This window comes from Paenibacillus sp. PastF-3, assembly GCF_029893135.1.
GTDB classification, from domain to species: domain Bacteria; phylum Bacillota; class Bacilli; order Paenibacillales; family Paenibacillaceae; genus Paenibacillus_AQ; species Paenibacillus_AQ nitricinens.
This window is the reverse complement of the sequence record NZ_JARXWM010000011.1, coordinates 20,290-45,675: the sequence shown is the minus strand read 5'-3', so window position 1 is coordinate 45,675 and position 25,386 is coordinate 20,290. Positions and strand designations below refer to the sequence as shown.

The 25,386-nt window shown below is 43.5% G+C and carries 26 protein-coding genes; 20 read left to right on the top strand and 6 right to left on the bottom strand.

Annotation, left to right across the window (positions count from 1 at the left end; genetic code table 11):
• Positions 1-80: 80 nt before the first annotated feature.
• The 3 genes from M2444_RS20810 (at position 81) to M2444_RS20800 (ending at position 3,555) form a co-directional block, all read left to right on the top strand.
• Positions 81-1,046, top strand: a complete 966-nt coding sequence (locus M2444_RS20810) for an MBL fold metallo-hydrolase (protein ID WP_094877866.1) — start codon at positions 81-83, stop codon at positions 1,044-1,046.
• Between the two features lie 156 nt (positions 1,047-1,202).
• Entirely contained in the window at positions 1,203-2,828 is a 1,626-nt protein-coding gene (locus tag M2444_RS20805; protein WP_094872450.1) for an ABC-F family ATP-binding cassette domain-containing protein, read from the top strand.
• A gap of 118 nt (positions 2,829-2,946) precedes the next feature.
• Positions 2,947-3,555: a histidine phosphatase family protein gene (locus tag M2444_RS20800; RefSeq protein WP_280787924.1), complete on the top strand. Its 609-nt coding sequence runs from the start codon at positions 2,947-2,949 to the stop codon at positions 3,553-3,555.
• Between the two features lie 82 nt (positions 3,556-3,637).
• Here the strand turns inward: M2444_RS20800 and M2444_RS20795 are convergent, their stop codons facing one another.
• Positions 3,638-3,823, bottom strand: a complete 186-nt coding sequence (locus tag M2444_RS20795; RefSeq protein ID WP_094872449.1) for a hypothetical protein — start codon at positions 3,821-3,823, stop codon at positions 3,638-3,640.
• A 124-nt stretch (positions 3,824-3,947) separates the two neighbouring features.
• Here M2444_RS20795 and M2444_RS20790 point away from each other — a divergent pair, with 124 nt between their 5' ends.
• The gene (locus M2444_RS20790; RefSeq protein ID WP_042191865.1) at positions 3,948-4,817 is read left to right on the top strand and encodes a cation diffusion facilitator family transporter; all 870 of its coding nucleotides are present in this window, start codon (positions 3,948-3,950) and stop codon (positions 4,815-4,817) included.
• Positions 4,818-5,017: 200 nt separating this feature from the next.
• Complete coding sequence (locus tag M2444_RS20785; protein WP_094877865.1) at positions 5,018-6,094, top strand: C40 family peptidase; 1,077 nt, start codon at positions 5,018-5,020, stop codon at positions 6,092-6,094.
• 236 nt (positions 6,095-6,330) lie between these two features.
• On the opposite strand, the gene M2444_RS20780 is transcribed toward M2444_RS20785, so the two are convergent.
• Together M2444_RS20780 and M2444_RS20775 are read right to left on the bottom strand one after the other, a co-directional pair.
• Positions 6,331-6,705, bottom strand: coding sequence for a hypothetical protein (locus M2444_RS20780; protein WP_280787923.1), 375 nt, complete (start codon positions 6,703-6,705; stop codon positions 6,331-6,333).
• A 126-nt stretch (positions 6,706-6,831) separates the two neighbouring features.
• Positions 6,832-6,999 (bottom strand): DUF1328 family protein, encoded by a 168-nt coding sequence (locus M2444_RS20775; protein ID WP_042131050.1) that lies wholly within the window; start codon positions 6,997-6,999, stop codon positions 6,832-6,834.
• A gap of 188 nt (positions 7,000-7,187) precedes the next feature.
• Between M2444_RS20775 and M2444_RS20770 the strand changes: the two genes are divergently transcribed.
• The 9 genes from M2444_RS20770 (at position 7,188) to M2444_RS20730 (ending at position 17,674) form a co-directional block, all read left to right on the top strand.
• Positions 7,188-7,694, top strand: coding sequence for a DUF948 domain-containing protein (locus M2444_RS20770; RefSeq protein ID WP_094872444.1), 507 nt, complete (start codon positions 7,188-7,190; stop codon positions 7,692-7,694).
• 60 nt (positions 7,695-7,754) lie between these two features.
• Positions 7,755-8,279, top strand: a complete 525-nt coding sequence (locus M2444_RS20765; protein WP_280787922.1) for a hypothetical protein — start codon at positions 7,755-7,757, stop codon at positions 8,277-8,279.
• Between the two features lie 235 nt (positions 8,280-8,514).
• Positions 8,515-9,687 carry a SpoIIE family protein phosphatase gene (locus M2444_RS20760; RefSeq protein WP_094877863.1) on the top strand — a complete coding sequence of 391 codons (1,173 nt, stop codon included), beginning with the start codon at positions 8,515-8,517 and terminating at the stop codon, positions 9,685-9,687.
• A complete protein-coding gene (locus M2444_RS20755; RefSeq protein ID WP_094877862.1) occupies positions 9,684-13,352 on the top strand; it encodes a response regulator in 3,669 nt (1,222 codons plus the stop codon). The genes M2444_RS20760 and M2444_RS20755 overlap by 4 nt, the downstream gene beginning before the upstream one ends.
• 87 nt (positions 13,353-13,439) lie before the next feature.
• Positions 13,440-14,306 (top strand): CheR family methyltransferase, encoded by an 867-nt coding sequence (locus M2444_RS20750; RefSeq protein ID WP_094877861.1) that lies wholly within the window; start codon positions 13,440-13,442, stop codon positions 14,304-14,306.
• Between the two features lie 21 nt (positions 14,307-14,327).
• The gene (locus M2444_RS20745; RefSeq protein ID WP_094877860.1) at positions 14,328-15,998 is read left to right on the top strand and encodes a response regulator; all 1,671 of its coding nucleotides are present in this window, start codon (positions 14,328-14,330) and stop codon (positions 15,996-15,998) included.
• A 99-nt stretch (positions 15,999-16,097) separates the two neighbouring features.
• Positions 16,098-16,436 carry an STAS domain-containing protein gene (locus M2444_RS20740; RefSeq protein ID WP_042131044.1) on the top strand — a complete coding sequence of 113 codons (339 nt, stop codon included), beginning with the start codon at positions 16,098-16,100 and terminating at the stop codon, positions 16,434-16,436.
• Between the two features lie 18 nt (positions 16,437-16,454).
• Positions 16,455-16,907, top strand: a complete 453-nt coding sequence (gene rsbW, locus M2444_RS20735; protein ID WP_094877859.1) for an anti-sigma B factor RsbW — start codon at positions 16,455-16,457, stop codon at positions 16,905-16,907.
• Entirely contained in the window at positions 16,904-17,674 is a 771-nt protein-coding gene (locus tag M2444_RS20730) for a sigma-70 family RNA polymerase sigma factor (RefSeq protein ID WP_042131042.1), read from the top strand. The genes rsbW and M2444_RS20730 overlap by 4 nt, the downstream gene beginning before the upstream one ends.
• A 207-nt stretch (positions 17,675-17,881) precedes the next feature.
• Here M2444_RS20730 and M2444_RS20725 read toward each other — a convergent pair whose 3' ends face one another.
• Both M2444_RS20725 and M2444_RS20720 read right to left on the bottom strand, forming a co-directional pair.
• Entirely contained in the window at positions 17,882-18,214 is a 333-nt protein-coding gene (locus M2444_RS20725) for a DUF5665 domain-containing protein (RefSeq protein WP_094872436.1), read from the bottom strand.
• A gap of 149 nt (positions 18,215-18,363) precedes the next feature.
• Positions 18,364-18,873, bottom strand: coding sequence for a YtxH domain-containing protein (locus M2444_RS20720; RefSeq protein ID WP_076285477.1), 510 nt, complete (start codon positions 18,871-18,873; stop codon positions 18,364-18,366).
• Between the two features lie 440 nt (positions 18,874-19,313).
• Here M2444_RS20720 and M2444_RS20715 point away from each other — a divergent pair, with 440 nt between their 5' ends.
• Positions 19,314-20,318 (top strand): asparaginase, encoded by a 1,005-nt coding sequence (locus M2444_RS20715; protein ID WP_094877858.1) that lies wholly within the window; start codon positions 19,314-19,316, stop codon positions 20,316-20,318.
• A gap of 77 nt (positions 20,319-20,395) precedes the next feature.
• Here M2444_RS20715 and M2444_RS20710 read toward each other — a convergent pair whose 3' ends face one another.
• Positions 20,396-20,620, bottom strand: a complete 225-nt coding sequence (locus M2444_RS20710; protein WP_042131036.1) for a DUF1128 domain-containing protein — start codon at positions 20,618-20,620, stop codon at positions 20,396-20,398.
• A gap of 144 nt (positions 20,621-20,764) precedes the next feature.
• Between M2444_RS20710 and yyaC the strand changes: the two genes are divergently transcribed.
• The 5 genes from yyaC to M2444_RS20685 all read left to right on the top strand — a co-directional run bounded on the left by yyaC (position 20,765) and on the right by M2444_RS20685 (position 25,172).
• Positions 20,765-21,292: a spore protease YyaC gene (gene yyaC / locus M2444_RS20705; RefSeq protein ID WP_280787921.1), complete on the top strand. Its 528-nt coding sequence runs from the start codon at positions 20,765-20,767 to the stop codon at positions 21,290-21,292.
• Positions 21,293-21,382: 90 nt separating this feature from the next.
• Positions 21,383-22,189: an alpha/beta fold hydrolase gene (locus tag M2444_RS20700; RefSeq protein ID WP_094872433.1), complete on the top strand. Its 807-nt coding sequence runs from the start codon at positions 21,383-21,385 to the stop codon at positions 22,187-22,189.
• A 229-nt stretch (positions 22,190-22,418) separates the two neighbouring features.
• Positions 22,419-23,090 carry a DUF6483 family protein gene (locus M2444_RS20695; RefSeq protein WP_094872432.1) on the top strand — a complete coding sequence of 224 codons (672 nt, stop codon included), beginning with the start codon at positions 22,419-22,421 and terminating at the stop codon, positions 23,088-23,090.
• Positions 23,090-23,896, top strand: coding sequence for a PhzF family phenazine biosynthesis protein (locus tag M2444_RS20690; protein WP_280787920.1), 807 nt, complete (start codon positions 23,090-23,092; stop codon positions 23,894-23,896). Before M2444_RS20695 ends, M2444_RS20690 begins: the two co-directional genes overlap by 1 nt.
• Before the next feature lie 85 nt (positions 23,897-23,981).
• The gene (locus tag M2444_RS20685; RefSeq protein ID WP_280787919.1) at positions 23,982-25,172 is read left to right on the top strand and encodes a class I SAM-dependent methyltransferase; all 1,191 of its coding nucleotides are present in this window, start codon (positions 23,982-23,984) and stop codon (positions 25,170-25,172) included.
• Positions 25,173-25,386: the final 214 nt, after the last annotated feature.

The window sequence follows — 25,386 nt, the reverse complement described above, 5'->3', positions numbered from 1 at the left end:
ATACGCTGCTGTTCAATATAGTTGTAGTATATTCGCAAAAGCTAGGATTGCCCGGTAAACTTCTGAAGAAGAGGTGTTGTATGCCTAAAACTCGTTACCATAACGTCGATAATGTAAGTACCGATAAATCATTAAAGGAATTTCGCCAGTGGCGTGAGGAGCGTCGTCGCAAGAAGAAGGACTATTCTTATGTTGTACCGAATACGCCGCCCAAAGTATCTTATCTGTCTGAGAATCGATTGGAGAATACCATTACGTGGATTGGGCATTCAACATTTTTCCTTCAATATGAAGGGATGAATATCATTACAGATCCCATCTGGGCGAGAAGGCTAGGCTTTGAAAAAAGACTGGGACAACCTGGGATTCCACTTAGCGAAGTGCCACCGATTGACCTGATTCTGATTTCGCACTCTCATTATGACCATTTGCATATCGCCTCTATCCGTAAATTATATCGGGCAGGGACAACGCTTGTAGTTCCTGTTGGTCTGAAGCGTAAAATGCTTCGCAAAGGGTTCCACAACTGTGTGGAAATGGAATGGTGGCAGGAGATTAAGCTAGGTAAGATCAAGCTTAGTTTTGTTCCTACTCAGCACTGGACGCGGAGAACGCCATGGGATACGAATACTTCTCATTGGGGTGGGTACATCTTGGAGCCCGCTGACTCCGGAAATCAGAAGTCTTCTCCAAATCTTTATTTCGCTGGGGACAGCGGTTATTTCCCAGGCTTTAAGGAGATCGGAAACCGTTATAAGATCGATATCGCGCTTATGCCGATTGGGGCCTATGAACCGGAATGGTTCATGACCTCTCAGCATGTAAATCCTGAGGAAGCCATACAAGCTTTCCTAGATGTAGGGGCGGAGACCATGATTCCGATGCATTACGGTACCTTCAGACTTGCTGATGATACCGCCCGGGAAGCACTGGATCGTATGGAGAATGCCCGAGTTAAACACGCGATTTCGGAGGAAAGAATTCGTATACTCGGTTATGGAGAAACACTGGTCGTACAAAAGGAGAATCGCACATCTGGGGAATAATTGAAAAAATTCCTCCTTAAAAGTTGTCGCTGTAAAACAGCTGGAATAAGTTTCGTAGGAGAGAGATCAGCTTAAATGCCTATTTCACGGGATTTTTGCACTGATTTTATGCTATAATGAGCCGAAACCCTAAAGTGAAAAGGATGGTAATGCGTAATGATTAGCACAAGCGGCGTAACACTCCGCTACGGAAAACGCGCTCTCTTCGAAGATGTAAACATAAAATTCACCCCTGGTAACTGCTATGGTTTGATTGGTGCCAATGGTGCTGGTAAATCAACCTTTCTGAAAATTCTGTCTGGGGAGATTGAAGCGAACACGGGTGATGTTCATATAACACCAGGTGAACGCCTTGCAGTTCTGAAGCAGAATCATTTCGAGTACGATGAATTCCCGGTACTTGAAACAGTAATTATGGGTCACACTCGTCTTTATGAAATCATGAAAGAAAAGGACGCGCTTTATGCGAAGTCAGATTTCACGGAAGCAGATGGCCTACGTGCCGGTGAGCTTGAAGGCGAATTTGCAGAACTTAATGGCTGGGATGCAGAGCCGGATGCGGCAGCTATGCTGATCGGTCTTGGTATTATGCGTGAACTGCATGATAAGAAAATGGCCGAACTGAGCGGCAATGAGAAGGTACGGGTACTCTTGGCACAAGCCTTGTTTGGCCGTCCAAATAACCTCCTGCTCGATGAGCCTACCAACCACTTGGATCTAGAATCGATTGGCTGGTTAGAGAACTTTCTCATGGATTATGAAGGTACTGTTATCGTCGTATCCCATGACCGTCACTTCTTGAACAAAGTATGTACGCATATTGCGGATATTGATTTTGGCAAAATCCAGATGTACGTTGGTAACTACGACTTCTGGTATGAGTCCAGTCAGCTTGCTCAAGCTTTGCAGCGTGATTCGAACAAGAAGAAGGAAGACAAGATCAAGGAACTGCAAGCCTTTATTCAGCGTTTCTCGGCCAATGCTTCCAAGTCTAAGCAGGCGACTTCTCGTAAGAAACAACTCGAGAAAATTACGTTGGATGACATTCGTCCATCTAACCGTAAATATCCGTTCCTCAACTTCAAACCTGAACGTGAAGCAGGTAAGCAGCTTCTGACAATCAGTGGATTGACCAAATCGGTTGAAGGTGAGAAGGTTCTTGATGAAATCAGCTTTGTAGTTAACAAAGGTGATAAGATTGCTTTCGTGGGTCCTTACTCCCAGCCTAAATCACTGCTGTTTGATGTGATCATGGGTGAGCAGGAAGCGGATGCAGGTGAATATGCATGGGGAGTCACTACAACTCAAGCTTATTTCCCGAAAGACAACTCCAGCTATTTCGATGGCGTGGACATGAATCTCGTAGAATGGCTGCGTCAGTATTCTAAAGATCAAGATGAGACGTTCCTACGTGGATTCCTTGGACGGATGCTGTTCGCCGGAGAAGAAGCACTGAAGAAAGCAAGCGTATTGTCCGGGGGCGAGAAGGTTCGCTGTATGCTGGCGAAGATGATGCTGAACGGTGCGAACGTGCTTGTATTCGATGAACCTACCAATCACTTGGATCTGGAATCCATTACGGCACTGAATAACGGACTGATCGATTTCGACGGGACTATTCTATTCACTTCCCATGACCATCAGTTCATCCAAACGATTGCTAACCGTATCATTGAGATCACACCTACAGGTGTAATTGATCGCACGATGACATACGATGAGTATTTAGAGAATCCAGAAATTAAGGAAATGCGCCAACGCATGTATCCTGTAGAAGTATAATATTTACTTTCCGCCGTTATGCGGAAGGAACCCGTTAAGCAGCTACTCTAATCCTAATAGGATTGGAGTAGCTGTCTTTATAATTTCTATTTTGAAAAGATAACGGCAGGTGATGCTTGTGGACAGAACTATTTTTATTATGAGGCATGGGGAGACCGAATTTAATACGCAAGGTCGTTACCAAGGCCAATTGGATTCACCTCTGACTGAGCATGGAATGGATCAAGTCAGACAAATGAGCAGGCTGCTTCGTTATTCGGTGGATCATCCCTCTGAATGGAAGGTGATTTCAAGTCCACTTGGGAGAGCGCTGCAAAGCACACAAATTTTGTGTGATATCTTAGGTTATGATTTCAATAAAGTAGAAACGGATTCTAGGTTAAGTGAGGTTTCCGTTGGTTCTTGGTCAGGGTTAACGCTTAAGGAAATTGAGCAGGGCTGGCCGAATAGTCTTGAAGATACGACTATGTATGATTGGTATTTTCGTTCACCAGATGGAGAGAGCTATGAAGCGGTTCAGGAGCGTGTTACAGACTGGCTAGATAGCTTGTCCTCCACTCCGCGGGTCATTGCGGTTACACATGGATTAACAAGTAGAATTCTACGGGGAGTATACGCGGGGCTTGCAAGACAGGACGCCTTATCACTTGAGGTTTCCCAAAGCGCATGTTTTCAGTTGGCTAATTATACAATAAAGAGAATCAGTTATGAATTTGATGAGTTCTAGCCCATCCATTAAGGCAGACGAACGCATAAAAGGCTGCGTTGTCCCTGAGGGATACGCAGCCTTTTATGTTTATAAAATAGTGCTAGGATCCGCCGGTACGACGGCGTTGGTTGCTAGGCTTTTTGTTATTCTGACTTTTTAGGGGTTTAGCGGATCCTGCCTGGAAAGTTGATCCAGGTTTAGAGGAAGATTGTTGTTTCTTCTGCTCCAGCTTTTGCCGGATAGCTTCAGCTAAATTGATTTTTCCTTTTTCATTGTTTTCGCTCATTATGATAACCTCCTTTGAAGCAAGTCCTTCACTTTATTCTAATTGTTTTTAAATGCTGCTACAAGGGCAAGAATAATTGAAAGAATTCTTTTCTAACAAAACAGAAAACGAGGAGATAGCCCAAATGGTTGATATTTACGAAGATATACGTAAAGGCGAGCGTGGCGCTTGGGTTAGTATAGCCGCGTACCTCATTTTATCGACATTCAAGCTGGTTAGCGGTTATCTATTCGCCTCTAGTGCATTGGTCGCGGACGGTGTCAATAATTTAACTGACATCGTAGCATCTGCAGCCGTGTTGGTTGGTCTAAAGATTTCGCGGAAGCCGCCTGACTCTGACCATGCTTATGGACATTTTCGGGCAGAGACAGTAGCTGCATTGTTGGCTTCATTTATTATGGCGGTAGTAGGTATTCAAGTGATTGTGGAGGCGGTGCGGTCCTTTTTCGATCGTGCAAAGGAAACCCCGCAGCTATGGTCTGCTGGTGTGGCCCTAGTGTGTGCAGTAGCAATGATGGGAGTATACATATACAACAAAAGGCTGGCTAAGCAGATAAATAGTAGTGCACTCATGGCAGCGGCGAAAGATAATTTTTCGGATGCTATGGTTAGTATAGGTGCTGCTGTTGGGATTGTAGGTGCGCAGTTCGGACTGCCGTGGATTGATTCTGCGGCGGCAGTAGTTGTCGGACTAATTATCTCTAAGACGGCATGGGATATTTTTCGTGACTCGACCTACCGGCTTACGGATGGCTTTGATGAAGATAGATTGATGGATCTACGTAGTACGATTGCTCGAACACCGGGAGTAGAGGGGATTAAAGATGTGAAGGCACGGGTGCACGGGAACCATGTACACGTGGATGTTGTAGTGGAGGTAGACGCGAATATTACAGTGGTGGAAGGTCATAGGATTAGTGATTCCATTGAAGAGAGAATGAGCAAGCTACACAATATTATGAATGTACAGGTGCATGTGGAACCTAAAGATTAAATTGAAAAATTCTATTTTAAGGAAAAAACAAACATATTCAAGGAGGATTCAAGACTTTAGTCCTGTGTTTTACCATAAAGTGGCATGATTATATGTGCAATTTGGAGCATGTTCCAAATCCCGGGCAAGCCTATAATGAGGGCATAAAGGAATGTAGTACATACCTTTGTTGAAATCTCATCATGGTATTGGGGGAACGTATGATTAAATCACATAAGCAATTAACAGCATCCTTATTGGTTTCAGCTGCAATTGTTGCAGGTTTAGGAGTATCTGCTCCTGGAAATGCAGCAGCAGCCTCAAGTCCATCAAATTCAGTTATGGCAGCAGCAGCCGGTCAAACAGCGGTCATCGAGGCAAGTGTTCGCCTTCGCAGTACACCTTCTACAAGTGGAGAAGTAGTGAAGTATTTGCAAAAGGGAGATCAAGTGCAGATTGTGGCACAACCGAATAGCTATTGGTATCAGGTGAAAGCAGCGGATGGATCCGTAGGCTATACAAGTGCAGATGATAAGTATATCAGCGTAAATTCATCATCAGTAGGTACACCAACAACACCATCAGCACAAACGGGAACCATAAAGTACGGAGTGAATCTTCGAACTACACCTTCTACAAGCGGAAAAGTACTGAGACTTCTGAAGAAGGGGGAACAAGTACAGCTTCTGGCACAGCCGAACAGCTCCTGGTATCAAATTCAAACCTCTGATGGTAGCATTGGATATATAAGTTCAAGTGATCAATATACTTCGTTCGCTAATAATGGGGGGACTGGGACGGTAACGCCGACACCAACGCCGCCAGCACCAGTACCACCTATTTCTACACCTGGGGCTTCTGCCCAAATCGAGAGTGTAATCTCAGCAGGTATGGGCTATCTTGGGACACCTTATGAGTTTGGTTCCAGCAGATATGATACAAGTACCTTCGATTGTTCTGATTTTATCCGGCAAATTTTCATGGATGGTGTGAATCTGAAACTGCCTGCTGATTCCCGTCAACAGGGAGATTGGGTGAAATCGAATAGTACGGTAGTTACGTCTACTTCCGGTTTGAAACGCGGCGATCTAATGTTCTTTATGGATTATAAAGGGAACTCCGCTTCAGCGTATGAAGGGGTCGACAAATCTAAGGCAAGAATATCGCATGTTGCTATGTATCTAGGAGATGGACAAGTTCTCCATACGTATTCCGTAGCTTCAGGCGGGGTGAAAGTAGATAAATTAAGCGCTTCTTGGACGAATCGTTTCCTCTTCGGGGGATCGGTCATCCGATAATTATATAGGTATACAGAAGCGGCAGCATCGCATGTTTGTGACGGGTGAACAAAGGCGGCGTAAGCGCAAAAGCTACCCCCTCAGTAGAATGATCTACTGAGGGGGTAGCTTTTTGTATATATAAGAGTTTATATGTTCCGTTCTATAAATTATCCTTATATTTCTCGCTTAAACACTTGCCGTCCTTATAGGGACGCCGAAGGCATTTATGCTTGTTATCATCTTTTTTGTACTAATTACATAATTACATTGGCAGCAACAGGAACCTTTACCCACGCTTTTCCTAGCCAAGTGTAGATTTCTCTCCATTCATTGCCCCAAGTATCCGTAATCACTTCACCTGTGGTATCAAGCGTTTGAGCGCTAAGCCAGCCTGCGGGAATCATACTGCCAACTGAAAAGTGGAAAGCTGTTTTTTCGGTTAGAACAATTTGTGGTGTGGCTGGAGTAATATCCGATGGGGTAATGATCGTTTCAAAAGATGTTGTGTAAGTGCTTCCATCTGCGGTCGTAGAATCTGTAGTTGTCCCTGTTACCTCTGCGGCTGATGCTGTAGCTGCTATTGAAGCCATAAGTCCCAAGGCAACTGTTATGCTGGCGAATTTTTTCATGTTAAGTTCCTCCTCATTATGATCTAATTTCAAAACTTTTTCTTATTTTCTCAAGTGACATCTGTGTGGGAATGACCTATACTTTCTGCATGATGAATAAGATATATGGATAGTTATGGGAGGAGGCTACATCGATCTACCTCTGCGTCCCGTGAAGAGGGAAACAACAAACAGAACCAAGAATACGAAGAATAGTATCTTTGCAAGACCAGCAGCGGCTGCTACAAGATTGAAGAAACCAAAGATACCAGCGATTACAGCTACAACTAGCAGAATTGCGGACCATTTTAACATTACATATCACCTATCCTTTTTTTGATTTGTAGTCATTGTATAAACGGGGACTTTGATTCTGAAACAAAGGGGAGCAGGGAGTTTTGACAACGCTCGACAGATTGTTTCGGCATATGGTAGTAGGGGTAACTATGCAGTATACAAGGCTGATTAGCCACTATTTATGAGATTTGGAAGGGGTTATGAATATGATCATTGAACTTAGTGTAGCTCTCGTTGCCATCGCATTCGCAATACTTGTTTTCTTTCTAATTAAGACTTTGCAGTCAGCGAAGCAATCTCTTGACAAAGTAAGCCAGACCTTGGTGGAAGTGCAGAAGACGATGGATGAACTGACTTATGAAGTGAAGACTACAGTCAGACATGCAAATGAAATTACCGCTGATGTACAGAATAAAATTCAGAAGATTGATCCTGTCATAGATTCTGTGAAGAATTTGGGAGAAGTTATGAATGAGTTGACCTTAACCGTTAAGCAAGTTTCAGTAACTGTGATTGAAAGATATCGTAAATCACATGAATTGAGGGAGAAGCGTAAGGGGGTATCCTTAAAAGAAGCTCCGCTGACTCCAGCTGAGGAACGTACGGTAAACTCTTATGATGCTGTTAATAACGAGAAAGCACCGGGGAAAATAGCTACTGTGTTAAAAAGTGTGGATGTAGCTGCAACTCTTTGGAAAAAATTCCGTCATTAAAGTTAAGGCAGCAAGTCCTCTGTAAATGGCGGCTGCAGATAAGAAAGGTGGGATAACAACATGAACATTATCATTCTTTTGTTTAGTCTACTTTCCCCATACTTTGATGCGTCTCCACAGTTGACGCCTATCTCAACTTTTAGTGATCAGCCTAAGACAGTTCTCACATTTGAATATTCCTCAGAAACGAGCCCTTCTATAAACCGTTTTGATTCACTGCAAGGTGTTGCTTTATATGCTACGAAGGAAGAATTGCTTCTGGCCAAGGGTGATCCGCTTGCGGTAACAAATGATCCATTGCAAGGGACAGAGGAGTACCAATATGCAGATGTGACAGTGGGTGTTGGTGAGGGGGTTGTGCTGTATGTGCATGTCTCACCATCTCAAGCACAGCAGTTTGGTCTACAGGTAAATGGGGTGGGAATTGATCCCATGAAGGATAATGTGCAATCTACCTTGGGTAAACCGTATTTTATAGCCGAAGATGGAGATGTGTATATGAGAGGAAATAATGCGCTCAAAATATATCGAAATTTAGCAGGTGAATTTGAAGGTATTGATTTATTTGATAGTATTTCTTCTTAATATGTTTCACTTTTGATCATTTTGGTTAATAAATAGGGGCTGTCTTTACCATAGAGTAACCTCCCGAACCACTACATGTAGTGGCTCGGGAGGTTACTTTGCTGAAGGCGTAAATGAACCTATTACTATATTTACATATATTAAAAATAGAAATAACACATTTAAATAGCGTATGATATAGGTAATGAGTCGCAGAATTTTTCGTTCGTAATACTATTCGTGTGAGGTGAAGATGATGAGAATCTTAATCGTAGATGACAATCCGACTAATGTTATCATTATCCGTGAAATCCTGAAAAAAGAAGATTACCGAAATTTCGTAACCGCATCCTCAGCAAAAGAGATGCTTACGCGGTTGGGTATCGGTTCTGTGAGTGAAGATGGACGTCCTCGGATGTCCGATATCGATCTGATTTTACTGGATATGATGATGCCGGAAATGGATGGAATCGAGGCATGTCGTGTTGTGCAGCAATACGAACACCTGAAGGATATTCCAATAATAATGGTTACAGCTGTTGGAGATTCCAAGAAGCTGGCAGAAGCACTGGATGCAGGTGCAGTAGATTATGTTACAAAACCCATTAACAAAGTGGAGCTGATGGCCCGAATTAGGCTCGCGCTGCGGTTGAAGCGAGAGAAAGATTGGCATAAGGAACGAGATCAGCGGATTCAAGAAGAATTGAGACTGGCCGCACTTGTTCAGAATGCTGTGTTGAGCTCGCCTCTTCAGGAAGAGAATTTTGAGGTCAATGCCATCTATCAGCCATCCTCTGAGCTTGCCGGTGATTTATACGCGTGGTACCCCCTTGGTGATGGCCGATATGGCGTGATCCTGCTGGACATTATGGGACACGGAATATCGTCCTCTCTTTTTTGTATGTTTCTTGCTTCTGTATTAAAGGACACGGTAACTACGTATGTAGAGCCGGAAAAGGTAATTCAGGAGCTCAATCGAAGGTTTAATCAGCTCTATATTGAGAAAAAGTTGATCCAATACTACTTTACGACCATTTATCTTGTGATAGATACCCGTATGAAACGTATTGACTACGTTAACGCCGGGCATCCACCAGCGCTGTTTTTTGAAGGCGAGGCTAAGACTCCAATCATGCTGGAGAGTAACTGTCACCCAGTAGGTCTGTTTGAACGGATCGATATTCAGCCACAGAGCTTAACCTATGAAGATGAAGGGCATTTAGTTCTTTATACAGATGGTCTATTGGAACTGGTTGAGGGTGAACAAGAAGAGCAGCTTAAATTTATGATTCAACATTTAAATGTTGAACATAAGTGGAACGAAGAAGCTATTCGGGCTGCATTTTTCAATGTAGAGGTTCCTAAAGAGCGTGATGATGATAAATGTATTGTGTGGATCTCACTGAAGAAGGGAACAGATAGAGAATGAAGATAAAGGCTAAACTCTTAATTGGCTTCAGTGCCATGTTAGCGATTATGCTTGCACTTACGATGATAGGATACGACCGCTTAAATTATATGAATGACCAACTGGAAGGTTATCAGGATAGATATATGAAGGGGCGGTCTTCTTCGGGGATGCGTGGAGAAGTCAATGATATGGCGCGAATATTGACCACGACCATGCTAAGTGCAGATGCATCATCGGTAGAATCTCAAAAGAATGAGATTGATAAAAAGATTACTAAAGCGAATGAGTACTACGAGAAAATAAAAGCGTCGATGACCAGCGCTGAAGAGATGCAAATGGTTAGTCAAATAGATGATGCGTACACCTCTTATATAAATTATCAGGAAAAGGTATTGAAACTGCTATCGGCTGGTTATTTTCAAAATGCCAGCACATATTCCAACACAGAGGGACAAGCGATTCAGAATGCCGTGTTAAACGCTCTGAACAGTCTCTCTGATTATAATGCTTTTATTATGAACGAAGAGAGTACGAAGGCCAACGAAGCTTATAAAAGTTCGACTCAGATGGTAGTTCTTATGATGATTCTGGGCTTACTTCTCGGACTTGGAGTAGTTCTATGGATCATCCCAAGCATCACACGGGGGCTTAATGTCGTTTCAATGATGATTACCAGCTTTGGCAACGGTAGAGTGAGAGCCATACGGCGTATAAAGGTTACTACTAAAGATGAAATTGGTGAGGTTGCTCTCGTCTTTAAGAAGATGGCTTTAGATCTTGAACAGAAGCAGCAAATGGAACAGGCCTATGCGCAAGCGCAGAATGACCAATCCTGGCTGAATGCGAATGTTGCTCAGGTGACGGAACTATTGCGAGGTGTTAGCTCCTTGGATCAGGTCTCACAGACCTTCATCAATGAGTTTACCCCTGTGCTGGGAGCACAGTTCGGAGCTGTTTATTTAAAAGATGCCAATCGTCCTGATTTTTTACGAAGCAGTGGATATTATGCAGTAGATAATGATAAGAAACCTAAGGACGGGTTTATGATTGGAGAAGGGCTAGTAGGACAAAGTGCGCTCGATATGCATCCAATCAGACTGGAGAAGGCTCCTGAAGACTATTCATCCGTTAAGTCCGGATTCGTGGATGCGCAACCTGGATATATTTCTATTCATCCGCTTATTTTTGAAGATGAACTGCTGGGCGTAGTAGAATTTGCTTCATTCCAACCTTTTAGCAGTTTGAAAAATGATTTGCTGCAGCAACTTGCGAATAATTTAAGTATTATTTTTAATAATATTAGCCGTCGTTTGATCGTGGAGAAGTTGTTGCGTGATTCACAAGCTCTTACGGAAGAGCTGCAGTGCCAGTCGGAGGAATTACAGACTCAGCAAGAGGAATTGCGTCGTTCCAATGAGAACTTGGAAGAGCAGACGGATGCGCTTAAACGGTCGGAAGAACTGCTTCAGCGTCAGCAGGAAGAACTGGAGCATTATAATACGGAACTTATTGCTAAGACTCGTGCTTTAGAGGAACAAGTGCAGGAGGTCGAGGAGAAGAAGGATGAAATTGAGCATGCTAAGATTCAGTTAGAGAAACAAGCGATGCAATTATCTGTGACAAGTAAATATAAATCGGAATTTATGGCGAACATGTCCCATGAATTGCGGACACCGCTCAACAGTCTTTTGATCTTGTCTCAACTGCTTACAGAGAATAAGGATGGTAATTTAACAGAGAAGCAGGTTGAATTTGCACATACGATTTACATGTCAGGAGCAGACCTGCTTAAGATGATTGATGAAATTCTGGATCTTTCCAAGGTTGATGCAGGAAAAATGGAACTGAATCATGAAGAAATTAAACTGACTGAGCTGAAGAGCTTTGTGAAGCAGAATTTCGCTCCGCAGGCACTCAAAAAAGGACTCTCCTTACGGATTACCTTTAACGAGCCGTTGCCAGATAGCTTAATTGCCGATAGTCATCGCTTGAAGCAGATCTTAAGAAATTTACTCTCGAATGCCTTTAAATTTACAACCGAAGGTTTCATTGAATTTTCAGTTAGCCCAGCAGATAACAATCTATTGCCACTAAACTTGCCAAGTGATAAAGAGTATATTGCTATCGCTGTGAAGGACAGTGGAATTGGTATTCCGGCTGACAAAACAGATATTGTATTTGAAGCCTTTCAACAAGTAGACGGAACAACCAGTCGTAAATATGGAGGCACAGGTCTGGGATTGTCGATCAGCCGTGAATTGGTTCGTATAATGGGGGGAGCTATTGCATTGGAATCCCGTGAGGGACAAGGCAGTACCTTTACTTTGTATTTGCCAGTGAAGGCGAATTACATTAAACAGCCTGCAGCAACAGAAGCTGCTGTAACCAAAGAAGATTCAACGTTTAATGAATATATTGGAGATATGCTTCCAACCCTTAAACCAACGCCAGTCCATGAACCTATTCCACAATTGATGATCGATGATGACCGTGATCATTTGACTGCAAATGATAAGGTTCTGCTTATTATTGAAGACGATGAGAGCTTTGCGAAAATATTACTGGATATGGCTCATGGCCGCAATTTCAAAGGGCTTGTAGCCCTTCAAGGCGATACTGGACTGCAGATGGCGAAGACTTATCTACCTGATGCAATTATTCTAGACATTCAGCTGCCTGTAATGGACGGTTGGACCATCCTTAGAGAGTTAAAAAGCGCATCTCAGACCCGCCACATTCCTGTCCATGTCATCTCTGTAAATGATGAAGTGAAGCAGGGGCTTATGATGGGGGCTATGGCTTATTTAAGAAAACCATCTTCTAGAGAAGCTCTAGAGCGGGCGTTCTCGCAAATCGAGAACTACACCTCCAGTACGTTGAAATACTTGCTGATTGTTGAGGATGATGAGATTCAGCGTCGTTCTATCATGGAATTGATCGGTCACGACGATGTGGCTATAACCGCAGTTTCAACTGGCGGGGAGGCACTGAGTGAGCTACGGAAGCAGAGATATGATTGTATGGTTCTGGATCTGATGCTTGAGGATATGACTGGTTTCGATCTGCTGGATCAAATTCGTGATGATGAGGAATTAAATGATCTACCTATTATTATTTATACGGGTAAGGATTTGGATAGCAAAGAAGAGACACAGCTACGCAAATATGCGGAATCAATTATTATCAAGGATGTACGTTCTCCAGAACGGTTATTAGATGAGACTACGCTGTTCTTGCACCGGGTAGAAGCCAATCTTCCGGAAGATAAACGTAAGATACTGCAGAAGCTTCATAATAAAGAAGAATTGTTCGAAGGAAAGAAAATACTGCTCGTTGATGATGATATTCGCAATGTGTTTGCGCTCTCCAGCGTACTCGAAGAGTATCATATGGAAGTGAAGTTTGCGGAGAATGGACGCGAGGCGCTGGAAATGCTAGTAGAACAAGAAGATTTCGATCTTGTACTAATGGATATGATGATGCCGGAGATGGACGGATATGAGGCTATGCGCCGGATTCGCGAGATGCCGCAGTATAAGAAACTGCCTATTATTGCGCTTACTGCCAAAGCTATGAAAGAGGATCGTGCCAAATGTATTGAAGCGGGGGCTTCTGACTATATGAAGAAGCCAATCGCAACAGGTCAACTTCTATCTTTAATGCGAGTCTGGCTGTATTCGTAACCTCAATATTGGGGTAATACTTTAAAAGAACTAACAAAAAGCCATTCTTCAAAAGTACGGCGTGTTGATAAGGGAGTCGGGATAACAATGAAAGCAATAGAACACGGATATGAAGAGCAACCCGTTCTGGCGGGAAGTGACGAACTGGAGCAAATTGAGATTGAGCTGCTTCTTGATGGGGTACACCGTTTATATGGCTATGATTTCCGGAATTATGCGTTGCCTTCATTAAGACGACGCATCTGGCATCATGTCCATGCGGAGAATGTACTCACCATATCCGCGCTGCAAGAGAAGGTTCTGCATGATCGGGCTTGTTTTGAACGATTTGTCTACAGTCTCTCTATTCCTGTGACTGAAATGTTCAGGGATCCGGGATTATTTCTAACTTTTCGCCAGAAGGTAGTTCCATTGTTAAGAACCTATCCCTATATTCGTATCTGGCATGCTGGATGTTCCACTGGGGAGGAAGTTTATTCCATGGCCATCCTGCTTCATGAAGAAGGGCTTTATGATAAGGCTCGAATTTATGCCACAGATATGAATGAGCGTTCTTTACAGCAGGCTAAGGAAGGCGTTTATGATATTAGCAGAATGAAGCAATATACTAAGAATTATTTGGAGGCAGGAGGTACTCGGGCATTCTCCGAATACTATACTGCAAAGTATAACTCGGTTATTCTACAGCCTTATTTACGCAAAAATATCATTTTTGCTGAGCATAATTTAGCTACTGACACTTCATTTAATGAATTTAATGTTATTTTCTGCCGAAATGTAATGATCTATTTCAATGATGAGCTTCGTGATCATGTTCACGGGTTGTTTCATGAAAGTCTAAGTCGCTTTGGAATCCTTGTTCTGGGCTCTAAGGAGTCCATTCACTTTACGAAATATAGCGATTGCTATGAATCTTTAGACAGAGTGGAGAAAATATACCGTAACATAAAATAACGCATGTGGGAGGGTGGTCCTATGGGGTTTCAAGAACCAATTCATATACTACTAGTAGACGACCGTCCTGAAAATTTGCTGGCGCTGGAGGCAGTGCTTGAGAGCCAGCATTACGAGCTAATTAAAGCTACCTCCGGTGAAGAAGCGTTGCGCTGTTTGTTAAGGTATGATTTTGCTGTCATTGTACTAGATGTACAGATGCCGGGTATGGATGGAATTGAAACTGCAAAATTGATCAAGGCCAGAGAGAAAACGAAGGAAATTCCGATTATTTTTATCTCTGCCAATAGCAAAGAAGCGGAGCATTTATTCGCTGGCTATTCGGCAGGGGCTATTGATTATATGGTCAAACCTTTCATTCCACAAATTTTGAACTCTAAGATACAAGGCTTTGTCGAAATGTACATCACAAGCAAGAAGCATCAGACTCAAACCATGCTGCTGCAGCAAAAGACGAAAGAGCTGGAAATCATTAATAGTGAGCTTATCAAGGCAAAAGAAGAGGCGGAGATCGCCTCGAAAGCAAAGTCGGAATTTCTAGCCATGATGAGTCATGAAATTCGTACACCTATGAACGGCGTAGTTGGCATGATCGATCTGTTAATGGAGACGGATCTTACTTCTGAGCAAAAGGAATATTCGGAGATCATTCGGAAAAGTGCGGACACGTTGATTACGGTAATTAACGACATTCTTGACTTTACTAAAATGGAATCCGGAAAAATGGAAGTTGAAGAGCACTTATTTGAACTTCGAAATTGTATTCAAGAGGTGTTCAGCCTCTTCTCGATAGAAGCGGGAAAGAAGAACCTGGAGCTCGCTTATTTTATTGATCAGAAATTGCCTCGGCTTTTATATGGGGATATGGCTCGTTTACGCCAAGTTCTAATTAACCTGATCGCTAATGCAGTTAAATTTACAAATCAAGGTGGGGTCTATCTAGTCGCCTCGATCAAGAGCGTTGCGGATCATAAGATGGAAGTTGAATTCACAATTATGGATACGGGGATTGGTATTTCTCCGGAGAAATGTGACCGATTATTTGAGCCCTTTTCGCAGCTTGATTCTTCCATGACACGGAAATATGGGGGAACAGGTTTGGGATTAGCTATATGTAAATCTCTTGTCGGAATGATGGGCGGAGAAATTCGGGTAGAATCGATGGAGCAAAAAGGAGCTACTTTTATCTTTACGATTCAGGCATCCATGCCAGGAGAAGATTTGATAGGCGGATATCAAGAAGAGGAATCCACGCATCTTGTTCCCAATCAAGAGGGGAGAAGTAGAATCCTTGTTGTGGATGACCATCCGATTAATCAGCGTCTAATGGTCAGCATGCTGGATAAGCTGGGCTATGCGGCCGATATGGCTGAAGATGGTCAACAGGCTGTGGAGATGGCGATTAAACGTCCTTATGATTTTATCTTTATGGACCTTCAAATGCCAGTGATGGATGGCTTGGAGGCAACCGCTCAAATTCGTCGAGAGGGCGGTCCTGCTGCCGAGAAGACCGTTATCATTGCAATGACGGCGAACGTCATGGAAGGGATTCAGAATCGCTGTAAGGCCTCTGGAATGGATGATTACATCAGCAAACCGCTGAAGATGAGTAGTATAAAACAAATTATTTCTCGATATTCTAGCAACGACAATGTATTAGTAGAACCTGATATATCTATTTTCCAAGCGTAATCTAGTATTTACCAATTCGATTTTTTAACGTTTTCTGATTCAAAGGTATATCATTAAGGTTATTAATATAGAAAATATTTGTTCAGGAGAGATCGTCTAATGAATACGCATAAAAGTAACAAGTTCCATGCTAAGACAGAAACCAAAGGGAATGTATGCACAGTTTTCCTGAGTGGTGAACTTGATTTATCAGTGGCTTCCGATTTCCGCCTGGTTATGGAGCCACTTGTGGGAGATACCAAACTAGATTTAGTTATTAATCTAAAAGAATTAAAATACATCGATAGCACAGGGATTGGTATTCTACTTTCGATCCTGAAATCAAGACAAGGAATGGACGTTAAGTTTATGGTTGAGGATGTTCCTCCACAAATTCAGAAGCTGTTTGACATGACTGGTATTTCCAAGTTTTTTGCCTCCCAAGAGAATTCCCACTAGGAAAGGATAGAACAAAGAATGAGTGATGATGTGCAAAAAGTAATTCTTCAGTTGCCTGCTAGCGCAGAGTATGTGGATATTGTTAGGTTGAATTTATACGGCATTGCCTCGAAAATGGGTTTCACCTATGAGGATATAGAAGACATGAAAGTGGCAGTGTCAGAGGCGTGTAACAATTCAGTATTATATGCTTATGGCCAAAAAGACGGAATAGTAGATGTTATTTTTGAGGTAGAGGAAAGCTCCTTATCCATTACAGTCAAAGACGAAGGGGAGAGCTTTGACGGCTTGGACAAGTCTAATGAACGTATGACACTGCACGATAAGGAGTTAAGTGACGTTCAGGTTGGCGGGTTAGGGTTCTACTTAATGCAAGCGTTGATGGATGACGTTAGTGTCGTAAGTGAAGCCGGAAAAGGGACGGTGGTAACTTTGAAGAAGCACCTTAATTTTAGCGAGGAGAAAGTATGAGTGACAAAGTGACTCCCCCCGAGTCCATGAATGAAGCAGTCACCCAAATTTGGGAGTATCAGCAGACCAAGGATAACGATCAGGCGACGTTGCTGATACAGAAATATGAGCCTATGGTGAAAATGGCTGCTGGGAAAATTTCCCGTAATCGCCCCGACTTGTATGAGGATTTATATCAGGTCGGGCAAATGGCGCTCATCCGGTTACTGCAGCAATATGATATCAGTCTCGGAATCCCTTTTGAGCCCTATGCGATGAAAAGCATGATTGGACATATGAAGAATTATTTGCGTGATAAATCTTGGTACATACAGGTTCCTAGACGGATTAAAGAAAAAGGAGCGCTTGTTCAACACGCGATTGATGAACTTACAGTGAAGCTTGAGCGTTCTCCTGCGGTCGATGAGATCGCTCATTATCTTGATCTGTCTGTTGAAGAAACTGTAGAAGTACTGGCAGGCAGAGAATGTTACCATTACGTATCTCTGGATTCACCGCTTTCCCAAGAGGAGACTGGAGCTACGCTAGGGGAGCTTATCAGCTCTGATGCGAACGATTACGAGACTGTAGAGAAACGAATGGATCTTCAGCAAGCACTAGGACAATTGAAGGAGCAAGAGCAGCAGGTGTTATTGCTAGCCTTCCAAGATGGTCAATCCCAGCGGGCAATCGCTCAGAAGCTGGGGGTTTCACAGATGAGCGTTTCACGGATACAGAAGCGGGCCACTGAGAAGTTAAAGCAGATTATGGCCAACTCATCCTATTGAGCTCCTTTATGTGTAATATACATTACCTGGATTTGAATTTTACTGTTCGACGATAAGGACATGCCTCTCTCCGTGCCTGGAGAATAGCATGTCCTTTATTTGTGTTCTACAAAGCCCTTACCCCGCTTGTCCGGCTAACCTTGAAGGATTAGACGGACAAGCGGGGTAAGGGGAGCGGTGATAGATGGGTGATAGATAGCCCAGTTGTTAGCTGTTCGCATCGATGTATTTTTTGATCTCACCAAGGTACTCACCGATCACGGGAACATCAAGAAATAGGCTGAGAATGTAACCCAGAACACCAAGAACTACGAACGTTCCGAGAGATAGGCCGAGACCTCGGGATATACCGGCCATTAAGTTTGTGATAATTCTTTTTTTTGGATCTGAATAGTTATCGAGGATGTCCTTAAATTCTGATTTTTCGAGTGAGTCAGCAATCTTATCCAGACGATTGTTTAAGCGTTTGACCTCATGCCGTAATTCGAAAGGATGTTCATCAATTTCATATGCTTTTGTTTGGCTATTTGTTTCTCCCATGGAGCACCCCTGCTTTCTGTAGCCCGAACGGGCATTTATTAAGGATCTATTCAGTCAGATGAATCTTTATAGAGGGTATAACTAAACAACAGCCAGCTGCGGACAGCTGGCTGTTGTCGGATGAAATGATAGCTGTATTATGCCGCAGATTAGTAACTGGATTTATAGGAGGATTTAACATCCTCTTTTGCATCTTTAGCCTCATCGGCGACTTCTTTAGAGGATGCTTTGGCTTCGTCAGCCACTTCTTTAGAAGCGTCTTTCACATCAGAGGCTACATTATTTGAGGCTTCACTTACAGTGTCACCAATTTTGCTGCCTGCGTCTTGAAGGGTAGCGGCAATTTGCTGCTTGCTGTCACTGACAGTTGTGTAGATATCAGAGGCTTTGACTGAAACCGTACTAGCCAGATCGGTTGCTTTTTCACCTACCGTTGTGGCAATGGCTTTGGTTTTGTCAGTTACGACGCCAGCCACTTCTTTGGTTTTGTCAGTAGCAAGCGTAAGTTTATCAGACAGATCACTACGCATTTCACGGCCAGGCTTTGGTGCAAATAACAGGGCTGCGGCAGCACCTATTAAGCTACCAATAAAGATGCCTTTGAAAAAGTTGCTTCCGTTTTCTACTTCATGCTCTACTTTATGTTCTACGTTACTCATCACCAATCACTCCTTATAAGTTATCTTACTTCGTATTTAAACTTTGGCGTATAGGCTGAAACAATTGATGAATAAGGGGACGATGGCGAGAGTCACTTGTTCTAGACTATTTATTAACAGCTTGGAATACCACATAGAACGAATTCGGGCAGATTGAGATGTAGTAATTTTTCAGAAAAGCAAGAATCTGAGGAGGCGTCACTCTGGATTTATTGCTGATGGAATTGTTTTTGTGTGGTTTCTAAAATCTTCTTGGTGTGGAGAGGATTGAAGAATGATGAAAATAGGAGTAGAATTCCTCATGGAACTAACACTTAAGGGAGTTTGTGATGTACAAAAAATCCCCGGAGCACGGGGTTATTTTCTAGCATTTATTAAATGTAGAATTCTAATAAATCCTTGTGGGTTATAGAGCAGCAAGAGAAAAGAGGAGAGTTACCATGGAAACAGTATTAGTACGAGAATACCGGTCGGATTTGCTGGAATGTGTTCATAGTGGACATATTGCTATCGTAGGAGAAAATGGGAACGTAAAGGGCTATGCAGGTGATCCTGAATTTGTATCCTTTACCCGTTCTGCAGCCAAGCCGCTTCAGGCTATCCCGGGCATTCGTGGAGGAATCGTGGAGCATTATGGTTTTACACCTGCTGAGGTTGCTCTAATGACTGCTTCACACCGAGGAGAAAGCTATCATGTTGCCGCGTTAGAGAGTATTTCCTCCAAGATTGGCATCGATGAGCAGCAAATGATATGTGCCACTAGCTATCCACTGGATTATACGAGTAGAGAGAATGCCATTCGCGGCGCGGGCAAAAGAAAGTTCTATCATAACTGTGCGGGCAAGCATATGGGGATTTTATCGTATAGTAAGCTCAAAGGACTGCCACTTGAAGAATACGCCCAGCCGGAGCAAACGGTTCAGCGTGAGATTATAGATACGATTGCTTATATGGCTGGTGTGGCTCCAGACAGTATTGGCCTAGGTACGGACGGATGCGGTCTGCCGGTATTTGCCATGCCTTTGACCGCCTTGGCGACTGCATATTTGAAATTAGCGAATCCTGATTTAATTGCTGACGAGACAACTCGCAAAGCGGTCACTACGATCACTGCGGCCATGAATGCTCATCCGGAGATGGTTTCTGGGTCTGGACGCCTTGATTCAATCCTTTTGGAAGATGAAAATATTATTGCTAAGGGTGGATTTAAGGGTGTATATTGCTTCGGGTTGCGCCGCGAGCGACTGGGCATCGCCTTCAAGATTCTGGATGGATCAGAAGAAGAGTGGGGACTTATTGTACAGGGGATTTTAAATCAGATTGGATACAGTCAGAAAAATACTTTGGAAAAGCTGCGTAATGCATTTTCAGGTGTGATCTACAATGATGGTGGTACACGGGTAGGTCATGCAGATACAGATTTTCAGCTTCATTTCATGAAATAGGAACTTAAAAAAGAGCCCCTCGCTGCGCATCCATCTCGGATACGCAGTGAGGGGCTCTTTTTGTAAACGAAGAACAATTATTTCTGACGCAGACGGCCGAGTTCGGAGACGAGCGCTTCCACCTGAGAAATACTGAGTCTATCGCTGCTCATAGCTACCTCATAAACATCGAAGATATCTTCATATTTATCTACTGAAAAAGCGGAGGCTTGCATTGCAGCAGCACTTGCCATCTTCAGTTTGTTCTTGATGGCCTCGATCATATATTCAACATTTTCCTGACTAGGTTGTGTTAAATCCATAGGGTTATTAACATCCTCTCTGTATACTGATTCATGTATTTTACCATGATTGTGAGCTTGATCACCATTTTTTTGTCGGACTCACAGAAATCATGTTAAATTAAAGGCATGAAATCAAGAATATCATCGGAGGGAGGAAAGGTATTGGCAATTAGAGAACAGGGAAGCGGTAAACGAAGCAAAAGGGACGAAGTAGGATTGGTGTCCTTTTTTATGGAAATTGCAGCGCTGCATGCAGCGAAGAAAGTCACGTTTCTGTGTATCGGAACGGATCGATCTACAGGTGACGCTCTCGGTCCACTAACAGGCAGTAAACTTCTGGAATATGGTTTTCCGCACGTAATCGGGACGTTGCCATCTCCTTGCGATGCGGATAATTTGGTGGCCAGAGTCGCTGAGATTCCATCTGAGCATACCATTATTGCTGTGGATGCTTGCCTAGGACCTCCAATAGCTCTTGGATATTACTTCGTTTCGAATGAGCCGCTTCAGCCAGCACAATCGGTGGGGGTATGCCTTCCCGCAGTGGGGCATTATAGCTTGGCGGCGATTGTAGATATCAACGGTCCAAAGCCCTATCGGACGCTGCAGACGACTCCACTACATAGAGTTATGGTTATGGCTGAACAAATTGCCGCCGCAGCAGCAAAAGGGTTTGGAATTGAGCGTTAAGAATAGGATGCCAGTTTCAAGAAGAGCTGTTTTGCTTAATAATAGATATTAGTTAATATATCTTAGTATTTTGGAAAGAGGGAAGCAGCCATGGAAAGAGTACGTTGTGACGGAAGCAATATTTGCTACAGTGATCAGGGAAAAGGCGAGGTTATTGTATTATTGCATGGCTTTTGTGGAAGTGCTGAATACTGGGAACAAGTCATTCCCATCTTAAGCAGCGACTACCGAGTGATTGCTCCCGATTTACGTGGTCATGGAGCTTCAGAGGCTCCACTAGGCCCCTATACGATTGAACAAATGGCAGACGATGTTCTGGGCTTGTTAGATATACTAGAAATTTCTGAATGCACCATGCTGGGACATTCACTTGGTGGATATATTACACTTTCGTTCGCGCAGCGGTATGCCTCTCGATTGAAGGGCTTCGGATTAATCCATTCTACTGCATATCCGGATAGTGAAGAAGCACGGGAGAATCGATTGAAAAGTGTCAGCAGAATTCAAAATGAAGGCATTACTCCTTTTGTGGACAGCTTCGTCCCAGGAATTTTTGCTAAAGCAACTGCTTCTGCATCACCGCATCTGCTGGAGCGAGCCAAAGAAATTGGCTACAAAACTCCTCCACAAGGAGCAGCGGGAGCTGCACTGGCAATGCGCGAGCGTCCGGATCGACGTGATGTGATCACAGCTACCACGTTGCCGGTACTACTTGTGGCTGGCGAGCAGGATGGACTGATTCCTGCGGAACGCACCTTTACTTCGGATAAACCAAATATAACGCAAGCTATGATTTCTGGAGCGGGCCACATGAGCCTCTTTGAAGCTCCTGAACGGTTAGCTGAGGTTATCAGGGAATTCACCCAAGCTACAGTTAATATTAACAGTCATTCATGATCGCTGAAAAATAATTCAAAAAGAGGCAGCTCCGCGTCAAAGTAACTGGCGTGGGCTGCCTCTTTTACATGGAGACTACTGAAATTTGCAGATGGATGGAACAATCTTCTTTCTCTACAAGCTCATAAGTGGCATAGCGAAGTGCAATGGTTTAAGATAAATGAATAGCACATATGAAATGGCTAGATACAAAAGATTTACAGTTCCAGAATGGAAAAGGGGGAAGTTCATGTTCCGAAGAGACTATATTGTCCGAATGATCGAAGATATGACGGCGATGGTTGCCAAGGTTCTAACGCTAAAGCAAGAGCGGAAGACAACGGAAGCCTTATGGGAAATTGATGAGCTATTGAACCGTCATTTTCCGCTGAACTCACGTCTTTTAAATTCACTATCAGTAGAAGATATTATAGATATGTTCCGGTTTAACGGTGTGTTGGAGTCAGATAAGCTTCAAGGTGTAGCCAAGCTGCTTAAGGAAGAGGGCAGCATTTATGCTGCAAATGGCGATCATGATGCGGCACTATTTAGAAGTATGAGAGCACTGCACTTATATTTGTACGCAGATTTACACGGAGCTGATCGAGAAATACTGCAGATGACAGAGGATATTGATGAACTTTTGGAGGAAGTTAAAGCGTATCGTCTTCCAGCCAAGACGGAACGGCTGCTTCTAGTTTATATGGAGTCTATCGGACATTATAGTAAAGCGGAGGACGGTCTTTACCGACTATGGGAGCAGGGGGAAGATGTCTCACTGGAAGGTGATGAGCTGTACAGACGGCTGCTGCTTAAATCACCGGAAGAATTGGAACAAGGCTTGCTCCCTATCCATGAAGTGGAACAAGGATGGAAAGAGTGGCACCGGATCACAGAAGTTCGGAGGGAGTCGGAAGCCTAATGAATACCCCTTTATTTATTATCGATGCCTTTGCAGGAAAAGCATATTCAGGAAACGCGGCAGCAGTATGCTTGCTGAGGCATCCAGTCGACGAGGCATTTATGCTGAAGACAGCAGCAGAAATGAACTTGTCAGAGACGGCATTTCTCTGGCCGGAGACTGATGGATATCGCCTGCGCTGGTTCACGCCCAAGGTTGAGGTTGATTTATGTGGCCATGCTACTCTAGCGAGTGCACATATATTATGGGAGTTAGGAATGCTGGCTCCAGATGTGGAAGCTAGATTTTATACACGCAGTGGGTTGCTAAGAGCTTCTCGTGCGGATGATCTGATCTCACTGTACTTCCCGCCTTATGAGCTTAAGTCTTCTCCTACAATTCCGGCTCTTATAGAAGCACTTGGTATTTCAGAAGCAAATGTGGTAGAAACTATGCTATATGCTGACAATGTACTTGTACGGCTCGATCAGGAATCCCTAGTTCGCGAACTTAGCCCAGACTTCGGGGCTTTATCCCGGCTTGAAGAGAGAGCCTTTGCGGTTACTGCAGAAAGCTCCACCGAAGGCATAGATTGTGTGTCACGGTTTTTTGCACCGAAGATGGGGGTAAATGAGGATCCGGTCACGGGCTCAGCGCATACTGCGCTAGCACCTTTCTGGGCTAGTCGACTTAACCGTACGCAGTTGACTGCTTATCAAGCTTCCGAACGAGGAGGCTTGCTTCAACTTGAGGTAAGCAAAGATCAGATTAAGATGTCTGGCCGAGCAATAACTATTGTTAGTGGAGAGCTGCAGGTGAAGCCCTGATAGGATAACTCTTGTAGAGCCGTGATATAATGGAACGATGTTGGTTAGGAGACATAGAATCTCCATTTTTAATCCCGAAAGTGAGATGTGCGTTGTGGAATCTTTAAAAGCTCTTATTGAACAACTGATTAATGACCGTACCTTGATTATGGCTACCTTAAGCCAAGTGCGTAACAAAGGGGAGACCTGTACGAAGGTACAGATTAAACCTGTCGAACTAAAAGGTAAGTTGCATTATCAGTTTGCGTCCTATATTGGTACAAAGGTTGAACATCGCAATGTACCGGCAGAATTAGCAGCGGAGGAAATGACCCTTTTATTTAGAGAATCATATCGCCAAGGCTTGTTATGCACGGTGGAAGCGGATTATCAGGTACTGATTAGCAAGAAATTCAAAGTATCTATCCTTACCAAGTCTCCAAGTAAAAAAGAAGAGCCGGATCTAGCACACAACCGGCGCAAGCGCTATGTGCTGGAGGATGGAGAACCTGTGCCATTTCTTGTGGAGCTTGGCATAATGAACAGAGAAGGAAAAGTACTGGCCAAGCGATACGATAAGTTCCGGCAAATCAACCGTTTCTTGGAGATGGTTGAGGATGTGCTTGCCGATCTGCCAACTGGACGGCCATTAACGATTGTTGATTTTGGCTGTGGTAAATCGTATTTGACCTTTGCTCTTTATCACTACCTGACCGTCCGCAAGAAGCGGGAGCTTAATATTATTGGACTTGATTTGAAAGCAGATGTAATTGAGCATTGTAATGAGCTGGCTGCAAAAATCGGTTATAATCATCTGAAGTTCCTTGTGGGTGACATTGCCGAGTACGATGAGCTGGATCAGGTAGATATGGTTATAACGCTTCATGCTTGTGACACAGCTACAGATGCTGCACTCGAAAAAGCAGTACGTTGGGGCGCCTCCGTCATTTTGTCTGTGCCTTGCTGTCAGCATGAATTGTTCGCTCAGATTGAGAATGAAGTAATGAGTCCGTTGCTTTCACATGGGATACTTAAGGAGCGTTTCTCTGCCTTGGCTACGGATGCTATCCGTGCCAAATTGCTCGATATGATGGGTTATAGCAGCCAGCTGCTGGAATTCATCGACCTGGAGAATACACCGAAGAATATTTTAATCCGTGCCGTTAAAAGCTCGGGTGGTGATAACTCCGTCAAATGGCGTGAATACACCGCCTTCCGTGATTTTATAGGGGCGAAACCTTACCTTGAGCGCGTATGTGCGGACCTGCTTCCGAGTGGAAGTTCGGTGGAGGGGTAGCGCGAGCAATTCTCTCCATCTGGCGGGATTTTCGAAAAATAGTTGTATATTATGCAATTACATTAGGACGCAGTAGCGAAGATCAGAGGTTAGTTGTACTTTTTGCAACTATAAATCTTTTTTGATGAGAATTGGGACGGTACAGCTCCTTCGTGGAGAGGTATCGTCCTTTTTGCATTCTAGTTTTGCGAAGGGGAAATGTGGAAAGGATAGA

Excerpts from the sequence above, each read along its gene's own strand:
- M2444_RS20810 (WP_094877866.1), top strand. The coding sequence starts at position 81 with ATGCCTAAAACTCGTTACCATAACGTCGATAATGTAAGTACCGATAAA.
- M2444_RS20805 (WP_094872450.1), top strand. The coding sequence starts at position 1,203 with ATGATTAGCACAAGCGGCGTAACACTCCGCTACGGAAAACGCGCTCTC.
- M2444_RS20795 (WP_094872449.1), bottom strand. The coding sequence starts at position 3,823 with ATGAGCGAAAACAATGAAAAAGGAAAAATCAATTTAGCTGAAGCTATC.
- M2444_RS20790 (WP_042191865.1), top strand. The coding sequence starts at position 3,948 with ATGGTTGATATTTACGAAGATATACGTAAAGGCGAGCGTGGCGCTTGG.
- M2444_RS20785 (WP_094877865.1), top strand. The coding sequence starts at position 5,018 with ATGATTAAATCACATAAGCAATTAACAGCATCCTTATTGGTTTCAGCT.
- M2444_RS20780 (WP_280787923.1), bottom strand. The coding sequence starts at position 6,705 with ATGAAAAAATTCGCCAGCATAACAGTTGCCTTGGGACTTATGGCTTCA.
- M2444_RS20775 (WP_042131050.1), bottom strand. The coding sequence starts at position 6,999 with ATGTTAAAATGGTCCGCAATTCTGCTAGTTGTAGCTGTAATCGCTGGT.
- M2444_RS20770 (WP_094872444.1), top strand. The coding sequence starts at position 7,188 with ATGATCATTGAACTTAGTGTAGCTCTCGTTGCCATCGCATTCGCAATA.
- M2444_RS20765 (WP_280787922.1), top strand. The coding sequence starts at position 7,755 with ATGAACATTATCATTCTTTTGTTTAGTCTACTTTCCCCATACTTTGAT.
- M2444_RS20760 (WP_094877863.1), top strand. The coding sequence starts at position 8,515 with ATGAGAATCTTAATCGTAGATGACAATCCGACTAATGTTATCATTATC.
- M2444_RS20755 (WP_094877862.1), top strand. The coding sequence starts at position 9,684 with ATGAAGATAAAGGCTAAACTCTTAATTGGCTTCAGTGCCATGTTAGCG.
- M2444_RS20750 (WP_094877861.1), top strand. The coding sequence starts at position 13,440 with ATGAAAGCAATAGAACACGGATATGAAGAGCAACCCGTTCTGGCGGGA.
- M2444_RS20745 (WP_094877860.1), top strand. The coding sequence starts at position 14,328 with ATGGGGTTTCAAGAACCAATTCATATACTACTAGTAGACGACCGTCCT.
- M2444_RS20740 (WP_042131044.1), top strand. The coding sequence starts at position 16,098 with ATGAATACGCATAAAAGTAACAAGTTCCATGCTAAGACAGAAACCAAA.
- rsbW (WP_094877859.1), top strand. The coding sequence starts at position 16,455 with ATGAGTGATGATGTGCAAAAAGTAATTCTTCAGTTGCCTGCTAGCGCA.
- M2444_RS20730 (WP_042131042.1), top strand. The coding sequence starts at position 16,904 with ATGAGTGACAAAGTGACTCCCCCCGAGTCCATGAATGAAGCAGTCACC.
- M2444_RS20725 (WP_094872436.1), bottom strand. The coding sequence starts at position 18,214 with ATGGGAGAAACAAATAGCCAAACAAAAGCATATGAAATTGATGAACAT.
- M2444_RS20720 (WP_076285477.1), bottom strand. The coding sequence starts at position 18,873 with ATGAGTAACGTAGAACATAAAGTAGAGCATGAAGTAGAAAACGGAAGC.
- M2444_RS20715 (WP_094877858.1), top strand. The coding sequence starts at position 19,314 with ATGGAAACAGTATTAGTACGAGAATACCGGTCGGATTTGCTGGAATGT.
- M2444_RS20710 (WP_042131036.1), bottom strand. The coding sequence starts at position 20,620 with ATGGATTTAACACAACCTAGTCAGGAAAATGTTGAATATATGATCGAG.
- M2444_RS20700 (WP_094872433.1), top strand. The coding sequence starts at position 21,383 with ATGGAAAGAGTACGTTGTGACGGAAGCAATATTTGCTACAGTGATCAG.
- M2444_RS20695 (WP_094872432.1), top strand. The coding sequence starts at position 22,419 with ATGTTCCGAAGAGACTATATTGTCCGAATGATCGAAGATATGACGGCG.
- M2444_RS20690 (WP_280787920.1), top strand. The coding sequence starts at position 23,090 with ATGAATACCCCTTTATTTATTATCGATGCCTTTGCAGGAAAAGCATAT.
- M2444_RS20685 (WP_280787919.1), top strand. The coding sequence starts at position 23,982 with ATGTGCGTTGTGGAATCTTTAAAAGCTCTTATTGAACAACTGATTAAT.